This is a genomic window from Candidatus Pelagibacter sp. HIMB1521 (genome assembly GCF_052047875.1).
GTDB lineage: Bacteria > Pseudomonadota > Alphaproteobacteria > Pelagibacterales > Pelagibacteraceae > Pelagibacter.
This window is the reverse complement of sequence record NZ_JBNAIZ010000006.1, coordinates 1-25,760: the sequence shown is the minus strand read 5'-3', so window position 1 is coordinate 25,760 and position 25,760 is coordinate 1. Positions and strand designations below refer to the sequence as shown.

Annotated in this window: 27 protein-coding genes and 1 tRNA gene; 9 read left to right on the top strand and 19 right to left on the bottom strand. The window is 29.7% G+C overall.

Annotated features, from left to right (window positions below):
* Positions 1–46: 46 nt before the first annotated feature.
* From ACTTA5_RS03150 to ACTTA5_RS03135, 4 genes are read right to left on the bottom strand one after another with little or no spacing between them, the layout of a single operon-like run.
* Entirely contained in the window at positions 47–1,345 is a 1,299-nt protein-coding gene (locus tag ACTTA5_RS03150; RefSeq protein WP_440647842.1) for a TolC family protein, read from the bottom strand.
* A complete protein-coding gene (locus ACTTA5_RS03145) occupies positions 1,342–2,310 on the bottom strand; it encodes a uridine kinase (RefSeq protein WP_440647840.1) in 969 nt (322 codons plus the stop codon). The genes ACTTA5_RS03150 and ACTTA5_RS03145 overlap by 4 nt, the downstream gene beginning before the upstream one ends.
* On the bottom strand, positions 2,276–2,641 hold the full coding sequence (locus ACTTA5_RS03140) for a GFA family protein (RefSeq protein ID WP_440647838.1): 366 nt from the start codon (positions 2,639–2,641) through the stop codon (positions 2,276–2,278). The genes ACTTA5_RS03145 and ACTTA5_RS03140 overlap by 35 nt, the downstream gene beginning before the upstream one ends.
* A 13-nt stretch (positions 2,642–2,654) precedes the next feature.
* The gene (locus tag ACTTA5_RS03135; protein ID WP_440647836.1) at positions 2,655–3,038 is read right to left on the bottom strand and encodes a VOC family protein; all 384 of its coding nucleotides are present in this window, start codon (positions 3,036–3,038) and stop codon (positions 2,655–2,657) included.
* A 188-nt stretch (positions 3,039–3,226) separates the two neighbouring features.
* On the opposite strand from ACTTA5_RS03135, the gene ACTTA5_RS03130 reads away from it, so the two are divergent.
* Positions 3,227–3,622, top strand: coding sequence for a LexA family protein (locus ACTTA5_RS03130; RefSeq protein ID WP_075506508.1), 396 nt, complete (start codon positions 3,227–3,229; stop codon positions 3,620–3,622).
* Entirely contained in the window at positions 3,600–4,877 is a 1,278-nt protein-coding gene (locus tag ACTTA5_RS03125; RefSeq protein ID WP_440618756.1) for a Y-family DNA polymerase, read from the top strand. Before ACTTA5_RS03130 ends, ACTTA5_RS03125 begins: the two co-directional genes overlap by 23 nt.
* Before the next feature lie 14 nt (positions 4,878–4,891).
* Here the strand turns inward: ACTTA5_RS03125 and ACTTA5_RS03120 are convergent, their stop codons facing one another.
* The 6 genes from ACTTA5_RS03120 to ACTTA5_RS03095 form a co-directional block, all read right to left on the bottom strand.
* Positions 4,892–5,926 carry a GMP reductase gene (locus ACTTA5_RS03120; RefSeq protein ID WP_440613904.1) on the bottom strand — a complete coding sequence of 345 codons (1,035 nt, stop codon included), beginning with the start codon at positions 5,924–5,926 and terminating at the stop codon, positions 4,892–4,894.
* An 88-nt stretch (positions 5,927–6,014) separates the two neighbouring features.
* A complete protein-coding gene (locus ACTTA5_RS03115) occupies positions 6,015–6,905 on the bottom strand; it encodes a DMT family transporter (RefSeq protein WP_440647834.1) in 891 nt (296 codons plus the stop codon).
* A gap of 47 nt (positions 6,906–6,952) precedes the next feature.
* The gene (locus tag ACTTA5_RS03110; protein WP_440647832.1) at positions 6,953–8,104 is read right to left on the bottom strand and encodes a DUF1501 domain-containing protein; all 1,152 of its coding nucleotides are present in this window, start codon (positions 8,102–8,104) and stop codon (positions 6,953–6,955) included.
* Complete coding sequence (locus ACTTA5_RS03105) at positions 8,101–9,546, bottom strand: DUF1800 family protein (RefSeq protein WP_440647830.1); 1,446 nt, start codon at positions 9,544–9,546, stop codon at positions 8,101–8,103. The genes ACTTA5_RS03110 and ACTTA5_RS03105 overlap by 4 nt, the downstream gene beginning before the upstream one ends.
* A 1-nt stretch (position 9,547) precedes the next feature.
* Positions 9,548–10,417 carry a glycosyltransferase gene (locus tag ACTTA5_RS03100; protein ID WP_440647828.1) on the bottom strand — a complete coding sequence of 290 codons (870 nt, stop codon included), beginning with the start codon at positions 10,415–10,417 and terminating at the stop codon, positions 9,548–9,550.
* Positions 10,418–10,420: 3 nt separating this feature from the next.
* Positions 10,421–11,740, bottom strand: a complete 1,320-nt coding sequence (locus ACTTA5_RS03095) for a glycosyltransferase family 39 protein (RefSeq protein WP_440647826.1) — start codon at positions 11,738–11,740, stop codon at positions 10,421–10,423.
* 79 nt (positions 11,741–11,819) lie between these two features.
* Here ACTTA5_RS03095 and ACTTA5_RS03090 point away from each other — a divergent pair, with 79 nt between their 5' ends.
* A complete protein-coding gene (locus tag ACTTA5_RS03090; RefSeq protein WP_440647824.1) occupies positions 11,820–12,335 on the top strand; it encodes a TraR/DksA family transcriptional regulator in 516 nt (171 codons plus the stop codon).
* On the opposite strand, the gene ACTTA5_RS03085 is transcribed toward ACTTA5_RS03090, so the two are convergent.
* The 5 genes from ACTTA5_RS03085 to ACTTA5_RS03065 form a co-directional block, all read right to left on the bottom strand.
* Complete coding sequence (locus ACTTA5_RS03085) at positions 12,336–12,962, bottom strand: glutathione S-transferase family protein (RefSeq protein ID WP_440647822.1); 627 nt, start codon at positions 12,960–12,962, stop codon at positions 12,336–12,338.
* Positions 12,959–13,975 carry an NAD(P)/FAD-dependent oxidoreductase gene (locus ACTTA5_RS03080; RefSeq protein ID WP_440647820.1) on the bottom strand — a complete coding sequence of 339 codons (1,017 nt, stop codon included), beginning with the start codon at positions 13,973–13,975 and terminating at the stop codon, positions 12,959–12,961. The genes ACTTA5_RS03085 and ACTTA5_RS03080 overlap by 4 nt, the downstream gene beginning before the upstream one ends.
* Positions 13,976–14,296: a 2Fe-2S iron-sulfur cluster-binding protein gene (locus ACTTA5_RS03075; RefSeq protein WP_440647818.1), complete on the bottom strand. Its 321-nt coding sequence runs from the start codon at positions 14,294–14,296 to the stop codon at positions 13,976–13,978. It lies immediately after the preceding gene.
* 60 nt (positions 14,297–14,356) lie between these two features.
* Positions 14,357–15,358 carry a fatty acid desaturase gene (locus ACTTA5_RS03070; protein ID WP_440647816.1) on the bottom strand — a complete coding sequence of 334 codons (1,002 nt, stop codon included), beginning with the start codon at positions 15,356–15,358 and terminating at the stop codon, positions 14,357–14,359.
* A 103-nt stretch (positions 15,359–15,461) separates the two neighbouring features.
* Positions 15,462–16,229, bottom strand: coding sequence for a bacteriorhodopsin-like (locus ACTTA5_RS03065; protein WP_262589654.1), 768 nt, complete (start codon positions 16,227–16,229; stop codon positions 15,462–15,464).
* Positions 16,230–16,441: 212 nt separating this feature from the next.
* Here ACTTA5_RS03065 and ACTTA5_RS03060 point away from each other — a divergent pair, with 212 nt between their 5' ends.
* Positions 16,442–18,343, top strand: coding sequence for a propionyl-CoA synthetase (locus ACTTA5_RS03060; RefSeq protein ID WP_440647814.1), 1,902 nt, complete (start codon positions 16,442–16,444; stop codon positions 18,341–18,343).
* Positions 18,336–18,668, top strand: a complete 333-nt coding sequence (locus tag ACTTA5_RS03055; RefSeq protein WP_440647812.1) for a DMT family transporter — start codon at positions 18,336–18,338, stop codon at positions 18,666–18,668. The genes ACTTA5_RS03060 and ACTTA5_RS03055 overlap by 8 nt, the downstream gene beginning before the upstream one ends.
* On the opposite strand, the gene ACTTA5_RS03050 is transcribed toward ACTTA5_RS03055, so the two are convergent.
* Positions 18,661–19,968, bottom strand: coding sequence for a dihydroorotase (locus ACTTA5_RS03050; RefSeq protein ID WP_440647810.1), 1,308 nt, complete (start codon positions 19,966–19,968; stop codon positions 18,661–18,663). The two genes, ACTTA5_RS03055 and ACTTA5_RS03050, sit on opposite strands and share 8 nt — an antisense overlap.
* 43 nt (positions 19,969–20,011) lie before the next feature.
* Here ACTTA5_RS03050 and ygfZ point away from each other — a divergent pair, with 43 nt between their 5' ends.
* Positions 20,012–20,899, top strand: coding sequence for a CAF17-like 4Fe-4S cluster assembly/insertion protein YgfZ (gene ygfZ, locus ACTTA5_RS03045; protein WP_440647808.1), 888 nt, complete (start codon positions 20,012–20,014; stop codon positions 20,897–20,899).
* 10 nt (positions 20,900–20,909) lie between these two features.
* Here ygfZ and ACTTA5_RS03040 read toward each other — a convergent pair.
* A tRNA-Leu gene (locus tag ACTTA5_RS03040) sits at positions 20,910–20,995 on the bottom strand.
* Positions 20,996–21,050: 55 nt separating this feature from the next.
* On the opposite strand from ACTTA5_RS03040, the gene nadA reads away from it, so the two are divergent.
* Positions 21,051–22,040, top strand: coding sequence for a quinolinate synthase NadA (nadA, locus tag ACTTA5_RS03035; protein WP_440647806.1), 990 nt, complete (start codon positions 21,051–21,053; stop codon positions 22,038–22,040).
* 4 nt (positions 22,041–22,044) lie between these two features.
* Positions 22,045–22,878: a carboxylating nicotinate-nucleotide diphosphorylase gene (gene nadC, locus ACTTA5_RS03030; RefSeq protein WP_440647804.1), complete on the top strand. Its 834-nt coding sequence runs from the start codon at positions 22,045–22,047 to the stop codon at positions 22,876–22,878.
* Here the strand turns inward: nadC and ACTTA5_RS03025 are convergent.
* Positions 22,875–23,246: a phosphoribosyl-ATP diphosphatase gene (locus tag ACTTA5_RS03025; RefSeq protein ID WP_440635338.1), complete on the bottom strand. Its 372-nt coding sequence runs from the start codon at positions 23,244–23,246 to the stop codon at positions 22,875–22,877. The two genes, nadC and ACTTA5_RS03025, sit on opposite strands and share 4 nt — an antisense overlap.
* Positions 23,247–23,312: 66 nt before the next feature.
* On the opposite strand from ACTTA5_RS03025, the gene fumC reads away from it, so the two are divergent.
* Positions 23,313–24,701 carry a class II fumarate hydratase gene (gene fumC / locus ACTTA5_RS03020; protein WP_440647802.1) on the top strand — a complete coding sequence of 463 codons (1,389 nt, stop codon included), beginning with the start codon at positions 23,313–23,315 and terminating at the stop codon, positions 24,699–24,701.
* Here fumC and ACTTA5_RS03015 read toward each other — a convergent pair.
* The coding region (locus ACTTA5_RS03015) for a hypothetical protein (RefSeq protein ID WP_440647800.1) at positions 24,689–25,760 on the bottom strand (1,072 nt) is incomplete at its 5' end. The genes fumC and ACTTA5_RS03015 overlap by 13 nt on opposite strands.

Genomic DNA, 25,760 nt, shown 5'->3' with positions numbered 1-25,760 from the left:
TTCTCATTAGCAAGATCTTTGTTTTTACTGAGTAAAAAAGACTAAATTACTTAAGATTTAAATAGTCGCTATTTAAAAGACCTACTGATTTTAAAACTCTGTATTGAGCTAACAAATAGCTTCTTTCAGCTTCAGCAAGATTAATTTTTGCGTTTATTAAGTTTGATCTAGATTGAAGAACATCAAAAGTAGATCTTCCAGATCCACTTTCATATTCAAAGCTAATTCCTTCAGTTGCAACTTCTGAAGCTTTAACTTGTGATTGTACTGCTTGTAAAAAACTTTTTGAAGATTGTAAAGTTGACCAAGATGACGTCACTGATTGTGTATTATTTTTTTGCGCATTCTCTAATAGCAATCTTTTCATTCCCTTAGCTTGAAGATTTTTGCTTACATTAGATTTATTCTTTCCACCAAATTGGAAAGGCCATGAAACAGTTGCTTGTAAGACATCTTTTTCTCTTTCATCATAAGTTGCACTTAAATCATCAGTATAAGTTCTCTCTAATGAAATTTTTGCTGTTGGTGAAAGATCAGATCTTGCGATTTTTACATCTAGCTCTGATTGTCCGTATTCAATTTCAGCAATAATTAATTCAGGACTTTTCTCTAAAGATATTTTTTTAGCTTCACCTAAATTTTTTGGAATAGTAACTTGTGCGTTATATATTTTTTTTAATTTTGCTTCTTCTGCAATAGCACCAATTACATTTTCATAATTTAATCTGCTAGTTACTATATTATTTTGAGCTTCAATATATCTTGCTTGTGCACCTGCAAGAGAAGATTGTGATTGTGCCAAATCAGATGCTGTGATTTGCCCCCTACTTAATCTTGCATTATCTAATTCAAATTGTCTTTGAAGCAAGTTTACGTTTTCTTCATTAATATTTAATTTTTCATAAGCTAAAATTAAACCTGTATAGGCTTCAATAGCTCTTAAAAATATTTCTTGTTCTTTTTTAACTAATTTTGCTTCTGTTAAGTTTAATCCTAACTTACTTTTCTCATATTCTGTTTTTCTTCCACTGCCATCAAACAATGTTTGCTCAAGTTTAATTGAAGAAGTCATTGTATCAGTGTCAGTGATTGATGCATCTCCACCACTTTGATTTGTAAGTTTATTAGTGTCCTCAAAATTTTTTGTACTAGAAAGAGTTAAGCTAGGTAACAAATCACTTCTAGACATATTGATTACTTCTTGTTGAATTTCTAAATTTTTTCTTTCTGCTTGAAGCTCAAGATTATTATCAAAAGTTTGTTTTAGTGCTTCTTTTAAAGTTGCTGAAAATGCACTTAATGGAAAAATTATTGTACAAAAAATAATTATTAAAAACTTTTTCATTTATTATATTTTATTGTCTTAATTTGATGGTTGCTATTTAAATTTAAGATAATTGTAGAATATTTTGGTGCAAATTTAAACATGTTCTGTGTAATTCTTTGGTAAGTTTGCATAAAACTAATAACGTCTCCCTTGCTCATTATTTTATGACTAGACTTATTTTTAGTATTTAACCATAACTTGTGCTCTTGTTTAAGTCTCCATTTCTGAAGCAAACTAAAATTTTTAGCTTTTAGATAAATCAGGCAATTTAATTGAGAATATAGTTTTTTGTATTTTGTCTTTAGTTGCTCATTTACATATTTTCTCCAAATAAGATTTTGATCTTTAGTTCTTTCAAGAGAATTAATTGATTTTTTAAGTGTTTTATTAACTTCTGCTCTTGCACCAACACACCAACCCTCAAATATAATTACATCTGGCTGCTCTTTAATATTATACCAATTTTTTTTAGGCGACCTATCGTCTACTGCCTTATTAAAACTTGGTAACTTTATTGATTTAAAGTTTTTACTTTTTGATTTTTTAAAGAAATCCAACATAATTTTTACATCATGTGTTCCGGGCACTCCTCTTGTCATCAACATAGGATGGACTTTATTGGATAAAACAGATCTTTCTTTTCTGGTTTTATAAAAATCATCAATAGAAATTTTGAATACTTTTAATTTAAAATATTTTTCTAATATTATTTTTATAATTGAACTTATTGTTGTCTTTCCAGTCCCCTGTCCCCCAGCCAAACCAACAAAGTAAGGTTTTTTATTATTAGCTTTTTTTGCAATCCAAAAACATACAGGTATTAAAAAAGATTTAAGCATCTTATCTTTATTACTAAATTTTTCTTTTAAGGTTTCTTGTGATTTAATGAATTTTAGACAATCACTTTTAACTTTTTTAAAACACTCAGCAGTAGATTGCATTGAACTTTTATTTTTCTTGGTCCATTGGATGGTTGAGACCATCAAATTGAGCTATCTCTTTTATATCTTCAACTTTAATTTCATCAACACAACCTAAATTAAATCCAGTCATAGCTGGTGCGCTTCTTGGATTGTGATGAGTGTAAATTCCACACTCGGTACAAAAATAATGTTTGGCAATTTTTGAATGGTATTGATAAAGTTTTATTTTATCTTCGCCTTTTGTAAGTTTAAAGTCTTCATTTTTAACCATGCCCATTGTTGCATTTTTTCTTTTACAAATTGAACAATTACATCTAACTATTTTTGCTAATTCATTAACTGTAGAATTAATTTCTGCTTCTACAGATCCGCAATGACAACTTAATTTCATATATCTCCTTAATTTAAGTCAAAATACTTTTTGCTGCAATCTTATTTCCATCTAAATCACGAACGTATGCATAATAATTTCCATCTTTTCTAACGCCTGGTCCACCTTCGTCTTTTGCTCCTTTTGAAATTGCAACTTCATAAAATTTATCTACTGCTTCTTTAGTGTCAGCTAATAAAGTAATTTGTGAACCATTTCCAAAAGTTGCAGGCTCACCATTTACAGGATGTGTTACATAAAATTGAACTTTATCTGGATCACTTGAATGAGCGTAACCCAAATACTTTTCTGTTTTTAAAATTCTTTTTAATTTTAAAGGTTCAAAAACAGCATTGTAAAAGTCACCTGATTTTTGATGATCATTAGAACCAACCATGACAAAATCTAAAACATTCATATTCAAAATCAAAATTTATATATTTAAATAACTAACTTAAACTATCTATGGTTGAAGTTATCCACAAGTCCACAATATGTGGATTGGATGTTCACGTTTTGATTCACTTTTGATTCAGTTACAGACTCAAAATACAACCTATTGAGTGTATTCCATAAATAGTCTATAAATTAGAACAAAACAAGAACATGAAACTAACAATCCCATATTATCTACATAAAGCAGGCGCTGGTTTTCCTTCTCCTGCAACAGATTATATCGAAGAAGATATCGATCTGAACATGCATTTAATAAGAAATGTTCCAGCTACTTTCATCATCAGAGTTCAAGGTAAATCCATGGTTGATGTTGGTATTAATGATGGAGATTTATTAGTGGTTGATAAAAGTTTAAAACCAAAAAACTTTTCAACTGTGATTGCAAATGTTCATGATGAACTTGTGGTTAAAACTTTAGTTCAAGAAAGAGATAAAAAATTTTTAACCTCTGGTTCTAAAGAGTTTTCTGACAGAATTTTAATTAATGAAGAACAAGATGTTTTTATTTGGGGAGTAGTTACTTATGTCATCCACTCAGTATACTAAGAAAATAGCACTCGTTGATTGCAATTCCTTTTATGTTTCTTGTGAAAGATTATTTAATCCTAAAATAAGAAAAAAACCTGTTGTTGTTTTATCTAATAATGATGGCTGTATAATCTCGAGATCTAATGAAGCAAAAGCTTTAGGAATTAAAATGGGTGAACCTTATTTTAAAGCAAAAGATATTATCGTTAAAAATAATGTAAATGTTTTTTCATCAAACTATTCTTTGTATGGAGATTTATCTAGAAGAGTAATGAGAACTCTTAAACGATTTAATTCAGAAATAGAAGTTTATTCAATTGATGAAGCGTTTTTAGATTTATCAAACTTTAAAGATCAGGATGTAGAAAAAGTTGGGAAAGAAATTAGAGAAACTGTTTTGCAATGGACTGGTATTCCAACGAGTATAGGGATCGCAAAAACAAAAACTTTAAGTAAAGTTGCAAATCATATTGCAAAGAAAAAACAATCAGGTGTTACAAGTTTAATTGGAATAGATAATTTAGATCCTATTTTAGAAAAAGTTGAAATTAATGATGTCTGGGGTGTTGGTAGACAACTTACTAAATTTTATCAAAAGCACGGAATTTACAATGCGAAGCAACTTAAGAATAAATCTAATACATGGATTAAGAAAAGTTCCAATGTTTTAAGCTCAAGAACTGCAATGGAGCTTAGAGGAATTCCTTGTATTGATTTAGAAACAACTACTACTAAAAGAAAGAGCTGTGTGGTTTCAAGATCATTTGGAAAAAGAATTGAAACGTTCCAAGAATTAAAAGAAGCAGTTGCAAACTATTGTTTAAATGCATCTGAAAAAATTAGATCAGAGTCTTTAGTTGCAAAAGCAATTACTGTATTTGTAAGAACCAGCCCTTTTCATAGAAACTTTGGTTATTATTCAAATGCAAAGACCGTTGATTTTCCTATTGCAACAAACAATAGTATTGAAACAGTTAAAACTGCAGTTTCAATTCTTGAGAGCATATTTAAAAATGGTTATCGTTATCAAAAAGCAGGTGTGATGCTAACAGGATTATCAAATGCAAGTGATAAAACAAATTTATTTACTTCTGAAAAAGATGAAAAGATAAATAGCTTAATGAGATCAATTGATAATACTAATCATCGATATGGAAGATCAACTTTAAGTGTTGCAAGTGCTGGGGTTCATAAAAAATGGAATATGCGAAGGCAGTATTCTTCTAAAATTGATACAGCTGATTTTTATTGTTTACCAACGATTAGAGCTTAAAAGAAATAATTAATTTATTTTACAAAAGTATCATTAAATTGATTAGATACTCTTACAAAAGTAGTACATTTACTCAATTGTTTGAGTGATGGTGCTCCTACATAAGTGCAGCTACTTCTAACACCGCCAAGAATATTTAAAACGGTATCGTTTATTTTTCCTCTATATTTAACTCTAACTTTTCTTCCTTCGCTACTTCTATAATCTGCTAAGCCACCATAATGTTTTTTGTTGGCAACTTCTGAACTTGATCCATAAAATTCTATATACTTAGATCCATTTACTTTTACTATTTTACCTTTTCCTTCATCATGACCTGCTAACATTCCACCTAGCATTACAAAATCTGCACCTCCACCAAAACCTTTTGCAACATCACCAGGACATGTACATCCTCCATCAGCGATGACATGTGCACCAAGACCATGAGCTGCATCTGCACATTCTATAACAGCACTTAATTGTGGATACCCTACTCCTGTTTGAATTCTTGTTGTACAAACACTTCCAGGTCCTATTCCAACTTTTACAATATCTGCACCACTTAAAACTAATTCTTGAGTCATATCTGCAGTAACAACATTTCCAGCAATAATAGTTTTTGTTGGGTATTTTTCTCTTACTGATTTAATAAAATTTGTAAAATGCTCTGAGTAACCATTTGCAACATCAATACAAATAAATTTAAAAAAACTAAATTCCTTTAAAACCTTATCTAAATTTTGAAAGTCCTCTTTTTTAATACCAACACTAAGTGCAATGTTTGGATAGATTTTTTTAATATTTTTGTTTTGTTTTATTTTTTTTACATCATGTTGTTTTGTTAAACATGTGATCATTTGATGATCATTTAATTTTTCAGCAATACTTAATTCACCAACACCATCCATGTTAGCTGCCATAATAGGAATACCTGACCATTCGTTTTTACTATATTTAAATCTGTAGGTTCTAAGAAGATTTACGTCTTTTCGACTTTTTAATGTGCTTCTCTTAGGTCTGAATAAGACATCAGAGTAATCTAGCTTAAGCTCTTCTTCTATTCTCATAATTTAAAATGCTATTATTTCTAAAATACTATTTCAATTAAATTGTAGCCTGTGGATAAGTTTAAAGTATCAAATTTAGGCAATTTTTTTATTTTATTTTACCCAACTGCTTCTGTCTCATTATAATTATAAGTCCACTTATAACAATCATTACAGCACCTAGATAAGTATTATATTCTGGCAACTCGTTGAAAAAGAAATATCCATATAAAATTCCCCAAAGTATTGCTGTGTACCTAAAAGTTGATGTAACAGAAACTAATGCAGCTTTAATTGTCAGTACTGAGAAAATATAACCAAAAGATAAAAAGAAAGCTGAAATAATTAAAATAATACTTTGTTCTAAGTTAAATGAATAAGATTTATAAATAGAAAGAAGTCCAAAAAATATTGTAACTACCAAACAAGTAATAAATGCTATTTGAAGACTATTGTGTCCTGTTTTTATATTTTTAGTTACTAAATCTCTTATTGATAAAAAGATTGCAGAAAGAAGTGGAAATATAAAATAATAACCAAATTTTAATTCAGCTGGATTGATGACAACTACTACACCTGTAAAACCTATTATAACTGCACTCCATCTTTTCCATCTAACTTTTTCATTTAAAAATAACGCACCAAAAGTTGTCATTATGATTGGAGCTAAACTCAATAAAATATAAACCATTGCAAAAGGTAATTTTGCAACCCCTATAAAAAAACCAACAGCAGCTAAAGCTTCTAAAATTCCTCTTAAAGTTAGTTTATTAGAGGAAAATATTACTTTTAAATTAAATTGGTTTTTAATACTTAAAAACATTCCTATAAATATTAGACAACAAATTCCTCTTAAGAAAATTATCTGATTTAATACCGCTAATTCATCAAAGCTTTGGTAAATATGTTTAACTAATGCATCATTGGTCGCAAAAGAAAATTGTGCAATAACCATGTAGAGGATACCAAGTAATTCATTATTTAATTTTTTTTCAGGCATGAGCGTGCCTATATACATTTTAATTAAAAAAATCTAAGGGTAATTTATTAAACTTTAAAAAGTTTGTCGGATAAGTTATCTAACTTATCACCCCAAAAAACATCTTTTTGAATTCTTTCAAATTCAACATCAAACACTGTAGACATTGCAGATGCATATACTGATCTTGCATCAATTGTTGAATTTAAATCCCTTCCTTCAAATAATTCTTTTCTTTTTAAACCTGGCCAGTCTGTGTGAATTTGGGCTTTCTTAACTAATCCTCCAGCTAAAAGAATTGCAGATCCATATCCGTGTTCTGTTCCATTGCTACTGTTTTGTTTAATTGTTCTTCCAAATTCAGTCAGAGTAACAATTAAAGTGTTGTTAAATGCTTCATTGGTCATAGATTGTTTTAATGCTTTGATAATATTATCATAATCAGACAAACAATCTGCATGAGCACCATTAGTTGCTCCCTGTGCAGCATGAGTATCAAATCCATCAACTTCAAACACTGCTACTCTTGGACCATCATCTCTAGAAAGTTCGTCACCTGCACTTGCTGCTAAGGCCCAACTTTTTCTGCTTCCTTGATTTCTTAAATTTCTAGTTAAAACAATTTTCAAATTTTCACTCAATAATTTTTCATCATGTTCTTTAAAAGCTTCTTGAATTATTTGTAGTGTTGATGGTGCTGGCAAATTTTCTCCTACTGGATAATAATTATTATTCATTGGAACACCTCTTATAAGTAATGGCATCGGTAACGATAACGCTAAACCACTTCCTGTAAGACCTGCAAGCTTCATGCCTCTTCCAAGCCAACCTGTTTTTTCTTGGTAAGGAATTTTTCCACCAGTCTCCATTAAATTTTGTCCATCAAAGTGAGATCTTCCTGTATAAGGAATGTTTGTTGCATGAACTGCTGCACTTAAATTTTTATCCCACAAATGTTTAAAAGTTTCTAAAGCAGGATGTAAATCAAAATCACTAGTTAAACTTAATGTTCTATCTAAATTAATTTTACTCCTTAACTTTTCAAAATTTTTGTCATCTTTAATTGGAATTGCGCACAAGCCATCCATTCCACCACGCAACATGATTAGTACCAAATTCTTTTTTGGGCCGCTGCTTGCAAGAGTCGGTACTCCAAAACCAGCAAAATATAACGATGTTAAGGCAGTTGTTTTTAAAAAATCTCTTCTATTTATCTTCATGCTTTTAAAAATTCTGGGTGGTTAAATAATAATACATTCATATCTCTTTTTTTTCTCATTTTAGATTCTTGTTTATTAATATAATTAAAAATCTTATCAGGATTATCAAAATTTTTTGTAATAACTTTTGTATAAAATTCTTCATTATTATTTTCTAGTTTTGAAAAAGCGTAGCTTCTTTGAGCAAAAACCAATCTTCTAATTAACAGTTCTGGAGACATCCAATCATCTGAATGGTCTGACCATCCATTAGGTTGTTTTGCTCTATAAGGATGATGACCAAGATCTCTTAACAATCTTTCTGGAGTTCTTTGTTTCCTTGTTGGTTTGGTGCCCAATTCATATGAGTCCATTAATTCTGGTGAAGGAGGCCATTGCAAATCTCCAATTTTTGCAACTTGAATGAACCAGTTTTCAGGTGTCTGAAATTTTCTATATTTATCATTGTATTCAAAAGCTACTTTTATAGCTGCCTTATGAATTTCAGGTAAATGTCCATCTGATTTTTTAAATGCATCAATAATTGGTTGCTTCATCTCTTTTGTAGGATCATCAGTGATTAAATATCTACACAATCTTTCAGCAACAAAGTTTCTACAATTAGGATGATTAACTAGATCTTTAATTACAGCAGCTAATGCTTTTTTTCCTCTTTTGTAATCTTTTCCTAGCACCTTTTTTTTTCCTGGTTGATGATACTCAGAATTAAAATAAACATTTGCTGTCTCTAATTTCTTTTTATCCCATCTTTGCTGCCAGCCGGTCATAATATAAGCAAGCTGAATTACATCTTCTTGAGTATAACCAGCTTTAGGAGATACTGTATGAAGTTCCATAAGTTCTCTTGCATGATTTTCATTAATTGTTGCCGGTTCTTTTTTTCTTCTTCTCCAATCTTGACTTGCAGTAACACTTTTTGGTCCAGCGCTTTCACTATTATCCAAGTGATGTATCATTGCCCATGATGTAGTTACATCATAAACCATTTTTTCAAATGACTGATTTAAATTTGGCCAAATAATTTCTCTCTGATAAGGACCTGTTGAATAGTTTGCTAAAAAATCTTTTTCGCTAATTGCAAAAAAGTTCCCCCAAAACATCCATAGTTTTGCAAGGACTGGATTTTTACCGTTTATTCCTTCAGTGTGTCTAATAGCTATATCTAAAGACTCCCAAAATTTTTGACCTGTATCATGCCTCAATTGATCTTTGTGAGTTTTGTAAAGATTTTTATTATCTTTATATTTTTTTCTTAAAACTTTTCTATCCCCATAAACCCAATCTCTATAATGACCTCTAAGTTCTTTTTCTGTAAGAATCTTTCCCTTCCATGAAAATTCTGGAATTTCATCAACTTGATTTAAAGCCCAACGTAATGGATCAGAAGGAATTTCTTCATTGGGTCCTATTCCAAAAGCAACTTTTCTAAAAAAGTTTTTCATATTATTTTATTTTATCAATATCGTGAATGTTTGTTAAGGAATTATTAAATTCTTCAATATTTTCTCTTAAAGCTAAACTAGAAATTGAATAAATCATTATTAATAACAAAACTAAAGGAAATGAAGTAACAATTGACGCATTACTTTTGATTAACAAAATATAAAAAACAATAAATAAAGCTGAACGAATTAAAACTGTTTTTCTAAATACACTTATTATTGAAAGAGAATGTTTTAACAAATTGAAAAAACTCATTTGAGATGGACCAAAATATCTTTTGCCTCTAATTGATGGAGAAGAAATTAAATCTTTTTCAATTTTTTTTAATGATCCAGAAAAACTATTCCAAGTAGATTTTTCATCTAACATTTTCTTAACAGTTGCTTTTGAAAGACATGTGAAATTACCAAATTTAATAGATTGCCCTGTAAATGCTAAAGTTAAAAACTTATGAAATTGGTAACATAATTTAAATATCATATTTTCTGATCTTTTAACCCTTTCGCCAACTATAGATCTGTCTCCAGCTTCCTTTGATAATTCGATAAAGTTTTTAATTTCTTCAGGCCTATCTTCACCGTCGCCATCCATTGGGATGACATAATCAAACTCATTTTTTTCATAGATATATTTCAAACCTGAAGCAATACATCTTGCATGACCTCTGTTTTCTTTCATATTGATTATTTCAATAGATTGAAAATTTTCAATATTTGGATATTCATCAATGATTTGTTGTGAAGAGGCATCATTGATTACCACTAGTGATATTTCAGAATTTAAATCTTTTATCTCGTAATTAATATTTTCTATCAATAACTTCAAAGACTCTCGGTCATTATAAACAGGTACTAAAATGACATATTTCATAGATTATCTTGATCCTACACAGATACTATCAAGACACATATAATCTTTCAATTGATCAAGTTTCTCTCTTTCAACCACACCTTCCCAAACTGGTCTGGATTTTAAATGATAAGATAAATTGCCTGCATTCCACTCATCTCCAAGAACAACATTGATCTTTGAACTGAATTGTTGATCCCAAGCATATTGAGTTTTCATCGCAATTTCTTTACCTGGATAATCTGTTCTCTTATCATCTTTTGATACTGAAACATAAGCGTACAGAACAGGTGATAAAAAGAAAAAAAATAAAAACCCAACCATAAATGATTTTAATTTTTTCAAATTTATTTGAGATTGGAATAAATAAACAATTAATGTTCCAAAGAATAAGTAAAATGGTGTCATCCACATTGTTCTGATTTTTGAACCTGTTATAAATGAAGTTAAAAACATCAGAGCAATCGGTAAAATATTTATTGCTAACAAAAATAATAAATTTTTATCTTTGAAATTTAATTTGAATTTAAGTTTTTTGACTAATAACAAAGTCAAAATTATAAATGGAATTAATATACCAATTTGTTTTCCTAAAAATATTAATGGATATTTTATGTGATCAATAAAACTTGATTGCTCTAAACCGGTTCTTGCTAGTCCATAAGTAATTGTAATGAATTCATTATTATTCAGCCAAATCAAATGGGGAACTAAAGTAACAATAAATACTTCAATTGTTATTAAATATTTAAAATCAAACTTTCTTTCTTTCTTAATAATTAAATAAATAAATAAAAGTGCAATAGATACTAATAAGTAAATGAACAAATATTTTGACAAAAACCCTAATGCACCAAATAAACCTATTAACAAACAATCCCAAAACTTAATATTTTTACCACTATAAATTTTCCAGGAATAATATGCTGTTAATGACCAAAAAGGTAGTTGGCATACATTTACGTTAAACTCAGGTGTAGTGAAATTATAAAAATAAATCGTTTCAATTAATAAAACTGAAATTAAACCAAAAAATTTGTTTTTAAGTATTTCGTTTGAAAGTTTAAACACATAATAAAATGAAATAATTACAAAAACTTGGCTTAGTAAATAATAAGCCCAATCCTGGGAACCAAAAATTTGAAAAAAAACCTCAGGAAAAAAAGCACTCATAGGAGGATGCTTATTAAAACCCCAATCTAAATTACTTCCCCAAGCTAAAGCTTCAATTGTATCTAAAGGCAAATTGTGATTTGTGAGAGTTGGAACCAAGGTCCAGAAAATTAGATGAGATATCACAAAAATATAAAAAAGATTATCTATATTTTTAGTATTAATGGTCATTATTTAAATATTTATAACAATTCAGCTTGCTTGACACCCCTATTTTGCTGAATATACTCCGACCATTCAAAATTACGCTATGCCAAAGACTGCTAAAGCAAAAAAAAAAGTTTCTAAACCAAAAGCAAAAGTTGCAAGTAAGCCAAAGAAAACTGTGGCTTCGCCGACTAAAAAAGTTCCTATAAAAATTTCAAAAACTTACGTTCCAAAAGAAACTGAAAAATATATGTGCGAAAAACATAAAGTATTTTTTAGAATGAGATTAAATGAATGGAAGAAAGAATTAATTAAATCAAACAATGAAGCGCTATACAATGGAAGTATGGATGACAACAATATTTCAGCAGATCTAGTAGATCAAGCAAGTTCATACATCGATAAAAATGTAGAGATGAAAGCAATTAACAGACAAATAAAATTAATTTCTGAAATCGATAAAGCTTTAAGAAGAATTATGGATGATACTTATGGGTATTGTTTAGATACTGCAGAACCAATTGGTTTAAAAAGATTAATGGCAAGACCTGTTGCAAAATACACTATCGCTGCACAAGAAAAGCATGAAAAAGAAGAAAAAGTTCATGTGGATGATTAATTAAATCTTTGGAATTTTTGCCTCTTTATCCATAAAGGCATATCCTTTTATAACAGCCTCACGCTCAGAAATTTCTTGATACCATCTAGATAAGTTTTGATAATTTTTTAATCCAATATCATGCCATTCATGTCTTGCTAACCATGGCCATGTTGCAATATCAGCTATAGTGTAATTATCTCCTGCTAAAAACTTAGATACTTTTAGTCTTGTATCTAATTCTCCATAAATTCTTTTAGCAATTTTAAAATATCTTTGTTCACCAAATTCACTTTTTCCAGGATTATAATGATGAAACTGATGATGCTGACCAATCATTGGACCAATAGTTCCCATTTGAGCCATCAACCATTGATTAATCACCAATCGATCTTCTTCAATATAAAACTTTCCACTTTTTTCACCCAGGTACATCAATATTGCACCAGACTCGAAAATACTTTTATTATTTTCATGATCTTTAATTACTGGAATTTTTCCAAATGGACTTATCTTTAAAAAATCTGGATTAAATTGTTCGTCGTTTCCTATGTCAATCTTAGTTACTTTATACTGATAACCAATTTCTTCTAGCATAATACCAATCTTCCAGCCATTTGGGGTATTAGCAGAAAATAGCTCTATCATTTTTTTACACCAAGTCTCTCTTGAGCAGCTTTTGATGTAGTAGTGAATTCAAATCTTAATTTTTCATCTGGTCTTGCATACTTAAAACAACCTCTAGCAGCAAGAGCACCTTCGTGGAAACCTGAAAGAATTAATTTTAATTTGCCTGGATAAGAACAAATATCGCCAATTGCAAATATACCATCAACATTAGTCTCAAAGTTTTCAGTATTTACTTCAACTGTTTTTTTATTGATGTTTAATCCCCAATTTAAAATGGGACCAAGTTGCATAATTAAACCAAAAAAACCAAGAACATAATCAGATTGTAATTCTTTAATTTCTCCTTCATCATGTTTTATTTTCACTGAATTAATTTGATTATCTCCGCTAACAGAGTCCATTTGATATTTAGTGTACAAATTTAATTTTCCCTGATCATTTAATTCTTTAACTTTTTGAACACTAGACTCTGCTCCACTAAATCCATCACGTCTGTGGATTAAATTTACTTTAGATGTATTTGATAATTCAATTGCCCAATCTAAAGCCGAGTCTCCTCCACCAAATATTGATATAGTTTTGTCTTTAAAAATTGTTTTATCTTTAATGGAATAAAATATTGATGATCCTTCAAATTTTTCACATTCTTTAACTGGAAATTTTCTTGGCTCAAAAGATCCAACTCCACCAGCAATAATAATTGTGGCTACATCAAATTCTTGGTTTCCACTTGTTTTAACATGCCAACGATTTTCAACTTTTTTTAGTTCCTCAACTCTTTCATTTAAATGAAATTTAACATTAAAAGGTTTTATTTGTTGAAGAAGATTATTTGTTAATTCTTCTCCAGTACATTCTGGTACAGCTGGAATATCATAGATAGGTTTATCAGGATAAAGTTCGATACACTGCCCTCCTGCTTTATCTAGATTATCAACTATTTCACATTGAAGTCCTATAATTCCAAGTTGATGAGCACAGAACAATCCTGTTGGTCCTGCTCCAATAATTAACACATCTGTTTTATTCATTTAAGCTTGCTTTTCTGGAATAGTAACTTCTAATCCGTCTAATTCATCTGAAACAATTAATTGGCAACTTAGTCTACTATTTTGTTTTGGTTCATATGCCATATCTAACATATCCTCTTCACCGTCTTCTTTTGCTGGAAGTTTATTTAGCCAATCTTCTTTTACATATACATGACAAGTAGCACATGCCATACCACCTCCACAATCAGCATCAATTCCTGGAATATCATTTTGTACAGCTCCTTCCATTACTGTTAATCCATTTTGAATATCAATAGTATGGGTTTTGCTATCGTGTGTGTGGTAAGTAATTTTTGCCATGCGTTATATATAGGTTTTTATCTAAAATGAGCAAGTAAGTAAAAACATACTTGGCAATATTTATGCGTTCTGTGGTTCTGGTACTTCCTTTTTAAAAAAGTAGCTAGTGTCTTCTGTTTGTTTCATTATAGCTGGTAAAATTTCTTTGTAGGCATCAATTAAACCATCATTTGTTCTTGGTAATTGATCTTTAATGTGATGATGAAGTTTATCTAAGTTATAAGATGGAACTGTTGGAAACATGTGATGAGTTACATGATATTCCATTTTCCAATACAAGAAGCTTAAAATAGGATTTAAATACATTTCTCTTGTTGTATATCTATGATCTTTAATATTCCTTGCTAAACCAGCATGTTGAGTAAAAGAAACTAGTTTGTGTAAAGTTCTTCCATAAAATTTTGGTAATAAAAAAAACAATACTGGTAACCAAGATGATACAATTAAAGACCACAATATAATTGCAATCCAAATTGAAACAAAAATTCTAGAATTAAAAATAACTTTTGATTGTGCATTTTCAGGAATGCAGTCTTGCATTACTTTTGTTTTTACACCAAATGCATGTTGAATAATTTCATAAGCAATACTTTTTTTAAAATAAATAAGTTCCATAAAAGGGATTAAATTCATTAATAAATTTTTTGGCGTGTCTTTTAAATTATTTCCATATTCAATTTCATGATCAAATGGATTTTCTGTTGAATATGTATTTCCATGATGAACAAAGTGTGTGTATCTCCATCTTAATGGTTCAAAATTAGAAAGATATGAAGAGATGTAGTAAAAAAATTCATTTAAGGATTTTGATTTAAACGCAGTTTTGTGACCTGTCTCATGCCACAATGGATTTGAAAAACCATAAATGTTTCCATAAAACAAAAACCAAAAAACTGACCACCATGTGCCCCAAGTCATATACGCTAAAGTTCCTGTAACTAATAACAATCCAAAAAAAACTGAAACATGCTGAAGTCCTTTAATGTCAGATTTTTTTGAAAGTTCTTTAAGAACCTCTATATCAACTTGGCATTTGTGCCATTTTTCTAATTTTACATCCATAATTATAAATATGTATAATAACTATACATAATTTTACCTAAGGCAAAAAAAAAGGGCAAGTACAAAATTGTACCTGCCCTTTTTTAAATTTTAAGTAAAACTACTACTTAGCTCTACCAGGTTGTTGCATAGCTGCTGCCCAAATGATCAGACCGAAAGCGATCTTGTTCAAAAAGTCAGCTGCGTTGTAAATCACGTTTAGTGAGTTAGCATCTACACCACCTGTTAGGTAACCAAAAATGTAACCTAATGGGTAGATCGCCCAACCTACAGTAACGATCATTCTCATTGCACCAAAAGCAGTTACAAGTGACTTGTTACCACTTTTTGCTGCTCTCTTACCTGCTTCACCCGAGAATACTTCATATAAGATGTATACCCAACCAGCCATACCGATTATGAAACCAAGTGTAGCGTTGATGTATCCAGCTTCTCCTAAGTATCCACCTACTAGCATTACTAATGTACCAATCATCAGTCTCCAGAAAATTCCAGAGTCTGACTTGTTTACTGCTGCTAGAACAAAATAGAATTCTAACATCAATAATGGCACTGTAATTAACCAGTCAATGTATCTGTATACAGTTGGTGAGTCACCAGTAGCGATCCATACATCTCTCATGTACATGTAGTGTACGAATGCAATACCAGTTACTAGACCAGCAACTGTCATTGAAACTCTCCATCCAGCTGGAACTGAACTTCTTTCTAAGAAAAAGAATACAGTAGCAGCTAAACAAGCCATAGATACTAACCAAAACGAAATACCTACGAAATCGTCTTGAGCCAGCATAGCTGTTTCAGCGTTTGCAACACCAGTTACACCCATAAGAGCAACAACTGTAAGAGCAAACAATTTAAGTTTTTTCATAAAAAACTCCCTCTTCGTTAGTTTTTATTTATTAGTTTATATAAACTAGACTTAAGTAACTCTAAGCCAAAGTTGGGGTTAAATAGCAAATAAAATTAGTTTTATGAAGACTTAATTGTCATTAATTTGCATTGATTTTACTGAATTTTTAAAATTAAATACAATTTATAAGTTAAAAACTAAAAAAATAACGAAAATCGAATCAAATTAGAATGTCAAAAAAATTTCAAAGTATTTACGAAAATTCTATAAAAAACCCCGAAAATTTTTGGCAAGAAGCAAGTGAAGATATCTTTTGGTTTAAAAAACCAACAAAAATTTTAAATAAATCTAATCCTCCTTTCTATAAATGGTTCGAAGATGGTGTTACTAACACTTGTTATAATGCTCTAGACATTCACATTGACCAAGGAAGGGGTCAAAAAACTGCTTTAATCTACGATAGTCCTATTACAGGCAATAAATCTAAGTTCACTTATGAAGAACTTAGAGCAAAAGTATCAAGATTTGCAGGAGCCTTAAAGCAACAAGGTATAAATAAAGGAGACAGAATAATCATTTACATGCCAATGATCCCTGAGGCGGTAATTGCTATGCTTGCTAGTGCTAGAATTGGAGCCATACACTCAGTTGTCTTTGGTGGATTTGCCTCAAATGAACTTGCAAGCAGAATAGATGACAGTAAAGCAAAACTATTAGTAACGGCTTCATGTGGTTTTGAGCCTGGAAGAACAGTTGAATACAAACCTTTAGTGGATGAGGCTATTAAAATAGCAAATCATAAAATTGAAAAGATGATTTTGTTTCAAAGACCAGGAAACGAAGTCAAATTAAATGCTCCAACAGAGATTAGTTGGGAAGAAGCAGTCTCAAATTCAAAAGATGCTGATTGTGTTGAGATGAATTCAAATGAGTTTGCTTACATTCTCTATACCTCTGGAACAACTGGAACACCAAAAGGTATTGTAAGAGATACAGGTGGTCATATCGTAGCTCTTAAATGGACTATGAAGAACATATATAATATTGACACTGATGATATTTGGTGGTCAGCGAGTGATATTGGATGGATTGTTGGGCACTCTTATATTGTTTATGCACCATTGTTCAAAGGGTGCACTACAGTTTTATTTGAAGGAAAGCCTGTTGGAACTCCAGATGCTGGTGCTTTCTGGAAAATCATTTCTGATTATAAAGTAAAATCATTATTCACAGCTCCAACTGCATTTAGAGCAATTAAGAAAGAAGATCCAGAGGGTAAATTTTTCTCAAAATATGATTTATCCAGTTTTGAGAGCTTGTTTCTTGCAGGAGAAAGAGCAGATCCAGATACTATCAAGTGGGCTGAAAATTTATTAAGAGTCCCAGTGATTGACCACTGGTGGCAAACTGAGACTAGTTGGGCAATCAGCTCAAATTGTACCGGTATTGAAATGATGGAAACAAAATATGGCTCAGCTTGCAAGGCTGTTCCTGGATATGATGTTAAAATCATTAAACCAGATCAATCTTTAGCTAAACCAAATGAAATGGGAGATATAGTTGTAAAACTACCTTTGCCTCCTGGAACATTCCCTACCCTTTGGAATGCAGATCAAAGATATAAAGAAAACTATATGACTAATTATGAAGGTTATTATCAAACATACGATGCAGGTCACATTGATGATGATGGTTATATTTGGATCATGTCTAGAACAGATGACATTATCAATGTTGCAGGACATAGATTATCAACAGGAGCAATTGAGGAAGTGTTGTCTGAACATCAATCTGTTGCGGAATGTGCAGTACTTGGAATTGCAGATAAACTTAAAGGTCAATTACCAATTGGTTTAGTAGTTTTAAAATCTGGTGTTGAAAAAGATAATGAAACTATATCGAAAGAATGTGTACAAATGGTAAGAGATAAAATTGGTCCTGTTGCTGCATTTAAGACTGTTATTGTCATAAAAAGATTACCAAAAACAAGATCTGGAAAAATTTTAAGAGGAACAATAAGAAAAATTGCAGATGGTGATGAGTATAAAATTCCACCAACAATAGATGATCCAGCAATATTAAATGAAATAAAAGAAGATTTAGTAAATTATAAAATTTTAAATAATGATTAAAACTTATATATTTTTGATTGCTGCAATTTTTTGTGAAGTTGCTGGAACGATGTTGTTACCAGTTTCTCAAAACTTTACTAAAGTTATACCTACAGTTGCTTTATCAATTTTTTATCTTTGTGCATTTTATTTGTTAACTTTTGTTGTAAACAAACTTCCAATTGCAATTGTATACGCTACATGGAGTGGATTAGGAATTTTTACTATTGCTATACTGGGATATATATTTTTTAAACAAACCTTAGCTTGGCAAGCAATTTTAGGATTATTTTTAATTGTATTAGGTGTAATTCTAGTAAATAGTTTTACAGTTAAGCTTAACTAAATTGCAAAGGAGTTCCTTCTGGATCTCCTAAAATTTCCCCCTCTTGCATTTTAATTTTTCCCGCAATGATAGTGTGTGTTGGTGTTCCTTTAAATTTAAATCCATTAAATGGAGACCATTTGCATTTACTTTCAATATTTTCATTTTTAATTTCAATAGTTTTATTCATATCTACAATTGTAAAGTCAGCATCATAACCTTCTTTAATGAAACCTTTATTTTTAATTCCAAAGATTTTAACTGGATTTTCACAAACAAAATTTATTAACTGATTTAAACTTAGCTTTCCATCATTAATATGATTTAACATGACTGGCATTAAAGTTTGCACACCTGGCATCCCTGAAGGAGTATTTGGATAAACTTTATCTTTGTTTTCTTTTAAATGAGGAGCGTGGTCAGAACCAATAGTATCATTAAAATTATTTCTTACCCCATACCATAATCTATCATAATGAGATTTATCCCTTAAGGGTGGGTTCATCTGAGCATATGTTCCAAGTTTGTCATAACAATCTGGAGCATAAAGAGTTAAATGCTGAGGAGTTATCTCAAAAGTAATGTTTCCCTTATGCTGAGAAAGAAAATCAATTTCTTCTTTCGTTGTAATGTGAAGAACATGAGCTTTTTTCTTATGTTTTTCTGCAATTCTAACAATTCTTCTTGTGGATGCTATGGCACACTCTGCGCTCCTCCATACGGGATGTGTTTGAATATCTCCTTCTTTAATTAATTTTTTATTAATTTGTAATATTGCTTCATCTTCGGAGTGCACTGCAACGACTTTGGAGGCGTTTTGAAAAACTTTATCTATATCATCTTCTTCAGCCACCAATAAATTACCAGTCGAAGAGCCAGCAAAAAGCTTAATTCCACAACAACCTTCTAAATCTTTTAAACTAGCTAAATCATTTGCATTATCAGCAGTTGCTCCAAAATAAAAAGCATAATTGCAATACATTCTATTTTTAGCAAGATCTAGCTTTCTTTGAAACTCTTTCATGTTTGAAGTTGGAGGGTTAGTGTTTGGCATCTCAAATACACTGGTTATACCACCTGCTATTGCTGCCCTACTACCTGAATGAAGATCTTCGGTATCGGTTGATCCAGGTTCTCTAAAATGTGTTTGAGTATCTATACAACCAGGTAAAACTGTTTGACCTTCAGCATTAATTGTCTCTTTTGCTTCATCTGAAATTTGACCAATCTTTTGAATTTTTCCATCTTTTATTGAAACATCAACATCTTTTAACTCACCATCGATATAACATTGTCCATTTTTAATTGTAAGATCTAACATTTGAAAAAAAAGTTATTATATTAAATCAAATAATTAATCAAATATGAATATCAAAAACGTTTACATTTTAGAGGATAGATCAATTCTTTATATAAACGGAGAAGATGCAAAGGATTTTCTGCAAAATCTTATTAGTAATGACATAAATAAAGTTGGTGAGGAAAATAGTTGTTTCACATCTTTGTTAACTCCACAAGGAAAATTTTTATATGAATTTATAATTGTAAAACATAAATCAGGATATCTTTTAGATTGTGAAAAGTTTCAAGCAGATGGATTGTTTAAACAATTATCTCTTTACAAGTTAAGATCAAAATTTGAAATACTTAATCTAAGTAATGAGTTTGTTGTGGCAGCTTTTACTCATGAAAAATTTTTAAAATTTGATGAAGCAAAAGATCAGTCAGGATTTACAATTAAGTATAGAGAAGATCCTATTTTTTTAGATCCAAGAAATAAACAATTAGGAGCAAGATTAATCATTAATTTAGAAAAACTTTACTTATCCTTAAAAAAATTAGATCTCCACGATACAGATATAAATGAATACTATTCTTTAAGTCATAAACTGGGAATAGTTCCAAAAGATTTAAACAAATTACAAGATAAGTTATTTGGTATTGAATGTAATTTTGAAGAACTGAATGGAATAGATTTTAAAAAAGGCTGTTATGTCGGCCAAGAAAATACAGCTAGAATTAAATTAAAAAATAAGCTTTCAAAAAGATTGATGCCTATAAAAATAATTAACGGAAAACTAAATGAAGGAGAAAGTATTTTTAATAATGAAAATGAAATAGGTAAAGTGTTAATAGATAATGATTACCCCTTTGCTTTAATCAAATTTTTAGATGAAAACTTTGATGAAAAACTTGAATTTAAAACTAAAGAAGCTTCAATAAGTATAAAAAAACCTGAATGGATTAGTTAAAATTGAAATTTGGTGCGGTCGGAGAGACTCGAACTCTCATGGACTTGGTCCACACGGCCCTCAACCGTGCCTGTCTACCAATTTCAGCACGACCGCGATATGTCTCATAATAAATGAATGACAAGTATGTTTCAAATTGGTAAAAAACTTCATGGAATTTACACAAGAAGTACGTAAAGCAACAGATCCAATTTACCAAAAAATTTCAAAGGTGATGCCCGAGATAGAATGGTCTGTGCACGCACCTTACATACATAAAATTAATAAATTAAAAAAAGAAAAGAACGCAGTTATTTTAGCTCACAACTATCAAACACCAGAAATTTATCATGGTGTTGCTGATTTCTCTGCAGACTCACTTGCGCTTGCTATAGAAGCATCAAAAACTTCTGCAGATATAATTCTAATGGCAGGAGTTCACTTTATGGCTGAAACCGCAAAATTAATGAGCCCTAATAAAAAAGTAATTTTACCTGATATGGAAGCGGGATGTTCTTTATCATCCTCAATTACTGGTAAAGATGTGAGATTACTAAAAGAGAAATACCCAGGTGTTCCAGTAGTATCATACGTAAATACCTCAGCTGAAGTAAAAGCTGAAACAGATGTTTGTTGTACATCAGCAAATGCAGTAAAAATTGTTAAATCTCTTGGAGTAAAAAAAGTTATATTTTTACCTGACGATTACCTTGCAAAGTATGTTGCATCTCAAACTGACGTGGAAATTATATCTTGGAAAGGAATTTGTATAGTACACGATCAATTTAATAAAAAAGAAATCGATGATATTAGAAAAAATAATCCTGGGATAAAAATTATTGCTCATCCGGAGTGTCCACCAGATGTAATCGAAGCTAGTGATTTTGCAGGATCCACTTCTGGAATGATTAAATATGTAAAAGATAATCAACCAAAAAAAGTAATGATGGTTACTGAATGTTCAATGAGTGACAACATTCAAATAGAAAACCCAAATGTAGATTTTGTTAAACCATGCAATATGTGTCCGCATATGAAAAAAATTACTTTACCTAAAATTTTAGATTGTTTGGAAAATGAAACTGGCGAAATTATTATGGATAAAGAAACAATAGAAAAAGCGAGAATATCTGTAGAGAGAATGGCAGCTATTGGCAGATAATTAAGTGTCAAAAATTAAATTAAGCAAAGAATTTATAAAAAGTACTGTTAAGTTAGCTCTAAACGAAGATCTGTATCCTTCGGGAGATATCACTTCAGCCTTAATTAATAACGATAAGATTGTAACTGTAAAGTTATTATCAAATCAAAATGCAGTTGTTGCTGGATTATTTTTTGCAAAACAAACTTTTTCATTAATAGATAATAAAATAAAATTTATTATCAAAAAAAAAGATGGCTCAAGAATTAAAAGAGGTTCCATAGTTGCTTTGATTAAAGGTAAGGCAAAAAATATTTTAATTGCAGAAAGAGTAGCTTTAAATTTTTTGTCACATATTTCTGGTATAGCAACTATGACGAATGAATTTGTTAGATTAGCTGGAAAAAAAACGAAAATTTGTTGTACAAGAAAAACAATTCCAAATCTTAGAGTGATCCAAAAGTATGCTGTGAAATTAGGAGGTGGCACAAATCATAGATTTAACTTAAGTGATGAATACTTAATTAAGGACAATCACATTGCTAGTTCAGATTTGAAAACTTTAGTTATTAAAGCAATTAAAAATAAAAAAGGAAAAAAAATTACGGTTGAAGTTGATACAATTAATCAACTTAAATCAATTTTAGGATTAAAGTTTAATACTGTTCTACTAGATAATATGAACATTAAAAATTTAAGAAATGCAGTTAAAATTGCTAAAAAGTATTACGAAACTGAGGCTTCGGGCAATGTTAATCTAAAAACTGTTAAAACGATTGCTTCAACTGGAGTAAATAGGATCTCTGTTGGAAGCATTACTCATAGTGTTACTGCAGTGGACTTTAAGTTAGAAATCTAACTTACAAATTTCGATAGATCTGGTTTAAAATAATTTGGGCCTTTCATAACTTTTCCAGCTTCATTATATATAGGCTTTCCATTTTCATCTAGTTTGCTCATATTTGAATTTTGAACTTCATCAAAACACTTATCTAAATCAATTCCAAAAGCATGTCCTGCTCCATAAGTTACATATAGAATATCAGTAAGTGCATCAGCAACTTCTAATAAATCTTTATTATTCATAGCTTCTGTAAGTTCATCTAACTCTTCTTTAATTAAATCTATTCTTAATTTATTTATCTTATCGGTGCTAAAAGATGGCTTAGTTTTAACATCTTGACCAAAGGTTTTCATAAAAGTTCCAACTTTACTAAAATTCGACATATTGCTCCTATAAGTTTTTTAAAATTTATTGTATGAATATAATTATTTTTACTTAAAAATTAATCAATGAAATTAAGAAAAGAATTTGACAGTATTGGAAGTATAAATGTACCTAATGACAAATATTGGGGTGCATCAACTCAAAGATCAAATAAATTTTTTAACATCGGAAAAATTTTAGTTAATATTTCTATAATAAAATCTATTGCTATAATTAAAAGATCAGCGGCTATAGTTCATGCTAAAGATAAATTAATAAGTAGTAAGATCTCAAAAGCAATTATCAAAGCTTCCGATGAAGTTATTAATGGAAAATTAGATGAAAATTTTCCTTTAAAGGTTTGGCAAACAGGTTCTGGAACTCAGACAAACATGAATGTTAATGAAGTAATTGCTAATAGAGCTATTGAAATGCTTGGTGGAAAAAAAGGCACAAAAAAACCAGTTCATCCAAATGATCATGTAAACAAATCACAATCTACAAATGATGTTTTCCCAACTGCTATGCATATTTCTGTAGCAATACAAACTTTAGCTAAAATGTTGCCAAGTTTAAAAATTTTAGAAAAAGAATTAAAGAAAAAATCTATAGAATTTAAAAAAATTGTTAAAATTGGAAGAACTCATCTTCAAGATGCAACTCCATTATCTCTTGGTCAAGAATTTTCTGGATATCATACTCAATTAAAAAAATGTATTGAAAGAATTGAGTATGCTTTAAAAGAAATACTATTTCTTGCACAAGGTGGTACTGCTGTTGGTACAGGAATAAACTCAAAAAAAAATTTTGATAAAAAAATTGTTAAAGAAATCTCAAAATTTACTAAAATAAAATTTAAACCTGCACCAAATAAATTTGCTGAACTTGCGGCACACGATGCAATAGTAAATTTTTCTGGAACATTGAATACATGTGCTGTTGCACTAATGAAAATTTCAAATGATATAAGATTTCTGGGATCTGGACCTCGTGCTGGATATGGAGAATTAATACTACCTGAAAATGAACCTGGATCATCAATAATGCCTGGAAAAGTAAATCCAACTCAGTGTGAAGCAGTTACGATGGTATGTGCAAACATAATTGGAAATCACAATGGAATTACAATGGCAGGAACACATGGTCATTTTGAATTGAATGTATTTAAGCCATTAATTGCCCATAACATTTTACAATCTGTTGACTTATTAGCTGACAGTACAAAAAATTTTGCGCTTTACTGTGTTAAAGGAATTAAAGCTAACAAAAAGAGAATAAAAGAGCATTTAGATAATTCTTTAATGTTAGTAACAGCTTTAGCTCCACATATTGGTTATGATAACGCTGCAAAAATCGCGAAGACAGCTTTGAGGAACAACACAACACTTAAACATGAAACATTAAAAACAGGATTAATTAGTGAAAAAGACTATGAGAAAATTGTTGATCCTAAGAAGATGATTTATCCTACATAATTTTTTATTACTTCATTCAATAAATTTTTGAGATAAATTTTATTTTGCAAGTTGTTTTCTTTTAGTAAAATATCATCGAAAGAATATTTAGATTTTTCAAGTGATTTTCCGTCAATCTTGATATTCTTAACTTTAATATTTTTTTCATCGAACAAATAAGTAAAGTTAACGTTAACTATACTTATTTTTTTTCTCAAATTTTTTGGAGTAAGTAAGAATTTGTAAAGTTCATCAGTATTATTTATATTAATTTCAACGTTAGAATCTAAAATTAATTTTCCTTCTTTAACAAATATTAAGCTATCTAAAAATTCAAAATCAATATTATTTTTCCATGTCATTTTAGATTGATCAATATCTACTAAACCTTCTTGAATTTTTGATTTTATTAAAACATTTTTAAAATCATCAAATTGTTTGATGCTGTTTCCAGAAATAATTAAATAAAAATCAATATTTTTATTGTTTAAAATTTCAGTCTTTAAAAGCTCTTTAATCATTGCATTTGACGAAAACAAAGGCGAGAAATTTAGTTTATTTGTATTACCCGTTATGTTTGAGTAAAATGGTTTAAAATTAAACTTACCAATGTAAGAAAACTCTGGATTTTGTAATTTATCAAAAAATTTAAACTCAAACAAATTATCTTTTAATTGGTACTCAAATAAACTTTTTGTGTTTATTAAATTTATTTCTGAAAAACCTAAATAATTTGAGTCTTCATATGAAGTTTGATTTTCTATTTCTAGTCTTAAACTTTCTATATTTATTTTAGAATGTATTGTTTTGTCAATTTTATCATCAAAAACTTTGATTGAATAAGGTAAATTAAATATCTCATTATTTGCATAAAGCATATTTTTAATTTCTTTAGGATCGAAAAAATATTTTGCATTTTTGATATTGTTAATAAAAAAAACTTCATTTTCTAAACTTCTATAAAAAACATTACTTTTTAATATATCAAATTTAAAATCATTAAAATTGCTATCTAATAAATTATAAAAAAAAATATAATTTACTTTGTTTAGATTAAAAATTGCTACTTCTAAGAAAAAA